Origin of the sequence: Streptomyces sp. NPDC050263, from assembly GCF_040655955.1 — a bacterium.
In the GTDB taxonomy this organism is placed as follows: domain Bacteria; phylum Actinomycetota; class Actinomycetes; order Streptomycetales; family Streptomycetaceae; genus Streptomyces.
Map to the genome: position 1 here is coordinate 1 of NZ_JBFAKW010000244.1, position 4,322 is coordinate 4,322.

General features: G+C 71.1%; 4 protein-coding genes. 2 read left to right on the forward strand and 2 right to left on the reverse strand.

Going from position 1 to position 4,322, the window contains the following annotated elements; all coding sequences use genetic code 11:
* Nucleotides 1-90: 90 nt before the first annotated feature.
* Both AB0J04_RS45380 and AB0J04_RS45385 read right to left on the reverse strand, forming a co-directional pair.
* A complete protein-coding gene (locus AB0J04_RS45380) occupies nt 91-300 on the reverse strand; it encodes an acyl-CoA carboxylase epsilon subunit (RefSeq protein WP_358800961.1) in 210 nt (69 codons plus the stop codon).
* Between the two features lie 9 nt (nt 301-309).
* Nucleotides 310-1,923 carry an acyl-CoA carboxylase subunit beta gene (locus AB0J04_RS45385; RefSeq protein WP_363174596.1) on the reverse strand — a complete coding sequence of 538 codons (1,614 nt, stop codon included), beginning with the start codon at nt 1,921-1,923 and terminating at the stop codon, nt 310-312.
* Nucleotides 1,924-2,033: 110 nt separating this feature from the next.
* Between AB0J04_RS45385 and AB0J04_RS45390 the strand changes: the two genes are divergently transcribed.
* Nucleotides 2,034-2,900, forward strand: coding sequence for a biotin--[acetyl-CoA-carboxylase] ligase (locus tag AB0J04_RS45390; protein ID WP_363174597.1), 867 nt, complete (start codon nt 2,034-2,036; stop codon nt 2,898-2,900).
* A 182-nt stretch (nt 2,901-3,082) separates the two neighbouring features.
* Complete coding sequence (locus AB0J04_RS45395; RefSeq protein WP_363174598.1) at nt 3,083-4,234, forward strand: adenylate/guanylate cyclase domain-containing protein; 1,152 nt, start codon at nt 3,083-3,085, stop codon at nt 4,232-4,234.
* Nucleotides 4,235-4,322 lie beyond the last annotated feature (88 nt).

Here is a 4,322-nt window from a genome sequence, read left to right on the forward strand (position 1 = left end):
GAATACATCCAGTATGCGGACGTGCCTCCGCCTTGCGATGCACCGCATCTGACGCCGCGCGCTGATCCACCAGGGATTACGGGACAGCCCTTAGGCAGGCCAGTAGGTGCGGGTCCATGACGCCTCGCCCGGGTGCGGCAGGCGTTGTCCTGCGATGCGTGCCGGGTCGGACCACGCGTCCCTCGGGGGTTCCGCGCCGGGCGGCGTGGCTGTCGCCGCCGCGGCGCGGGCTCGGACGACCGCCAGGGCGGCGGCGAGCTCCTCGGGGGTCGGGTTGCCCCGTACGACCTTGATCGTCACAGCGGCTCCTTAGAGGGGGATGTTGCCGTGCTTCTTGGGGGGCAGTGATTCCCGCTTGGTGCGCAGTTGACGCAGGCCGCGGACGATGTGCCGGCGGGTGTCGGACGGCATGATCACCGAGTCGATGTAGCCGCGTTCGGCCGCGATGTAGGGGTTGAGGAGGGTGTCCTCGTACTCGCGGATCAGGCGGGCGCGCACGGCCTCGAGATCCTCGCCTTTCGCCTCGGCCTCGGCGATGGTGCGGCGGTGCAGGATGTTGACCGCGCCCTGGGCGCCCATGACGGCGATCTGGGCGGTCGGCCAGGCCAGGTTGAGGTCGGCGCCCAGGTGCTTGGAGCCCATGACGTCGTAGGCGCCGCCGAAGGCCTTGCGGGTGATCACCGTGATGAGGGGGACGGTGGCCTCGGCGTAGGCGTAGATCAGTTTGGCGCCGCGGCGGATGATGCCGTCGTGCTCCTGGCCGACGCCGGGCAGGAAGCCGGGGACGTCCACGAAGGTGAGGACGGGGATGTTGAAGGCGTCGCAGGTGCGCACGAAGCGGGCCGCCTTCTCGGAGGCCGTGATGTCCAGACAGCCGGCGAACTGCATCGGCTGGTTGGCGACGATGCCGACCGGGCGGCCCTCGACGCGGCCGTAGCCGGTGAGGATGTTCGGCGCGAACAGGGCCTGCGTCTCGAAGAACTCGGCGTCGTCCAGGACGTGCTCGATCACCGTGTGCATGTCGTAGGGCTGGTTGGCGCTGTCCGGGACGATTCCGTCCAGCTCCAGGTCCTCGTCGGTGACCGCGAGGTCCGCCTCCTCCGGGAACGCCGGGGGCTCGGAGAGGTTGTTGGACGGCAGGTACGACAACAGCTGCTTGACGTACTCGACGGCGTCCTTCTCGTCGCCGGCCATGTGGTGCGCGACGCCGGAGACGGAGTTGTGGGTGCGGGCGCCGCCCAGCTCCTCGAAGCCGACGTCCTCGCCGGTGACCGTCTTGATGACGTCCGGGCCGGTGATGAACATGTGCGAGGTCTGGTCGACCATCACCGTGAAGTCGGTGATCGCGGGGGAGTACACGGCTCCGCCCGCGCAGGGGCCGACGACCAGGCTGATCTGCGGGATCACGCCGGACGCGTGGGTGTTGCGGCGGAAGATCTCGCCGTACGCGCCGAGCGAGGCCACGCCCTCCTGGATGCGGGCGCCGCCGGAGTCGTTGATGCCGATGACCGGGCAGCCGGTCTTCAGCGCGAAGTCCATGACCTTGACGATCTTCTGGCCGTAGACCTCGCCGAGCGCGCCCCCGAAGACCGTGAAGTCCTGGGAGAACACGGCGACCGGACGGCCGTCGACCGTGCCGTAGCCGGTGACGACGCCGTCGCCGTAGGGGCGGTTGTGCTCCAGACCGAAGTTGGTGGAGCGGTGCCGGGCGAACTCGTCCAACTCGACGAAGGAACCCTCGTCGAGGAGGAGGTCGATGCGTTCACGGGCCGTCAATTTGCCCTTGGCGTGCTGTTTCTCGACGGCGCGTTCCGAACCGGCGTGCGTCGCTTCCTCGATGCGGCGCCGGAGATCCGCGAGCTTGCCCGCGGTCGTGTGGATGTCGATCCCTGGGATCTCGTGGCGCTCTGCCGGCTCGGACATCGGGATTCGGCTCCCTGCCTGCTCAAAAGGGGGGACGGTTACTCATCCGTAGAGTAGTGGGGGCCCTACCGATCGGCAGTGCGGCATTCAACACACCTAGGGTGGCTTGCATGACACCGCGAGATGCAGCAGACGCAGGCGGCAGCCGGTGGTCCGATCTGGACCGACCGCCCCTCAACGCCTCGGCCCTGCGCCGGGCGCTGGTACGGGAGAGCGGGCTGTGGTCGCAGGTGGACGTGGTGCAGCGCACCGGTTCCACCAACTCCGACCTGGTGGCGGCGGCGAGCGCGGGCAAGGCGGGCGAGGGCGCGGTCCTCGTCGCCGAGGAACAGACCGCGGGCCGGGGCCGCCTGGACCGGCAGTGGACGGCGCCGCCGCGCTCCGGGCTGTTCTTCTCCGTCCTGCTCACCCCGAGCGAGGTGCCGGTCGCACGCTGGGGCTGGCTGCCGCTGCTCACCGGGGTCGCCGTGGCGGCGGGACTGTCCCGGGCGGCGGGCGTCGACACGGCACTCAAGTGGCCCAACGACCTCCTGGTGACCGTCGGGGGCGAGGAACGCAAGGCCGGCGGCATCCTCGCCGAGCGGGCCGGGGAGGACGCGGTGGTCGTCGGCGTCGGTGTCAACGTGTCGCTGAGCGCGGACGAACTCCCCGTGCCGCAGGCGGGCTCGCTCGCTCTGGCCGGCGCGGTGACCACGGACCGTGACCCGCTGCTGCGCGGCGTCCTGCGGTCGCTGGAGGAGTGGTACGGGCGCTGGCGGACCGCCGGCGGCGACCCCGCGGCGAGCGGTCTCCAGGAGACGTACGCGGCCGGGTGCGCCACGCTGGGACGAACGGTACGGGCCGAGCTGCCGGGGAACCGGTCCCTGGTGGGAGAGGCGGTGGCGGTGGACGGCGACGGCAGACTCGTGATCGCCACGGAGGCGGGCGTGCAGGAGCCGGTGGGCGCGGGTGACATCGTGCATCTGCGGCCGGTCTGAGACCTGCATACGGCCTGCATGAGGCCGCGTCTTCGCCGGATTTCCTCCGGTCGGCCCTCGTCCGACAGCAACGCCCGGCAACATGTTCCCGGCCGGCACCGAACGGAGTGAGCTGGCGCACACCTGCCGTAGAGTTGAGGCCGGTCGATACCTGACCGCGGAAGATCGGAAGGGCAGCAGGCGTGACCGTCGACGACACGGGCTCCGGCGCGGGCGCGGACGGCCGGGTAAACCTGCCGGCCGCTGAACCCGGCGAACCGGGCGACCCCGGAGAGGACCCGCATCCTCTCGCGCTCCGCCTCGAACAGCTCATCCTCGGCGCCGAGCGGCGCTACACCCCCTTTCAGGCCGCCCGCAGCGCCGGCGTCTCCATGGAGCTGGCCTCGCGGTTCTGGCGGGCCATGGGCTTCGCCGACATCGGACAGGCCAAGGCGCTCACCGAGGCCGACGTGCTCGCCCTGCGGCGGCTGGCCGGCCTCGTCGAGGCGGGCCTGCTGAGCGAGGCGATGGCCGTGCAGGTGGCCCGGTCCACCGGGCAGACCACCGCCCGGCTGGCCGAATGGCAGATCGACTCCTTCCTGGAGGGCCTGACCGAGCCCCCCGAGCCGGGCATGACCCGCACCGAGGTCACCTACCCGATCGTCGAGCTGCTCCTGCCCGAGCTGGAGGAGTTCCTCGTCTACGTCTGGCGCCGCCAGCTCGCCGCGTCCGCCGGGCGGGTCGTGCAGGCCGCGGACGACGAGGAGATGGTCGACCGCCGGCTCGCCGTCTGCTTCGCCGATCTCGTCGGGTTCACCCGGCTGACCCGGCGGATGGAGGAGGAGGAACTCGGCGAGCTGGTCGAGGCCTTCGAGACCACCTCCGCCGACCTGGTCGCCGCCCGCGGCGGCCGGCTGATCAAGACCCTCGGCGACGAGGTGCTGTACGCCGCCGACGACGCGGGCACCGCCGCCGACATCGCGCTGCTGCTGGTCGAGACGATGAGCAACGACGAGACGATGCCCGAGCTGCGCGTCGGCATGGCGTTCGGGACGGTCACCACCCGGATGGGCGACGTCTTCGGCACGACCGTCAACCTGGCCTCGCGGCTGACGTCGATAGCTCCCCGCGACGCCGTCCTCGTCGACAGCGCCTTCGCCGAGGAGCTCATCCGCACCGGCGACGCCCCGGCCTCGGAGGCGGAGGCCGCGGAGGAGGCGGCCGCCGCCGAGAAGGAGGGCGAGGAACCGCCGACGTACCGCTTCGCGCTCCAGCCGATGTGGCAACGCCCGGTGCGAGGGCTGGGAGTGGTCGAACCCTGGCTCCTCACGCGTCGCCACAGCGTGGCTGGCTAGTGCCGCGGCAGGCAACGTTTGCCCGTCAAGGAGCGGCGTCCGGTGCGTGCTCTCGGTGTGCCGGCCGGAAGTCCTCGTACTGGACGTA

Bases quoted from the DNA above. Each gene is read 5' to 3' on its own strand.
- AB0J04_RS45385 (WP_363174596.1), bottom strand. From the start codon at position 1,923: ATGTCCGAGCCGGCAGAGCGCCACGAGATCCCAGGGATCGACATCCAC.
- AB0J04_RS45390 (WP_363174597.1), top strand. From the start codon at position 2,034: ATGACACCGCGAGATGCAGCAGACGCAGGCGGCAGCCGGTGGTCCGAT.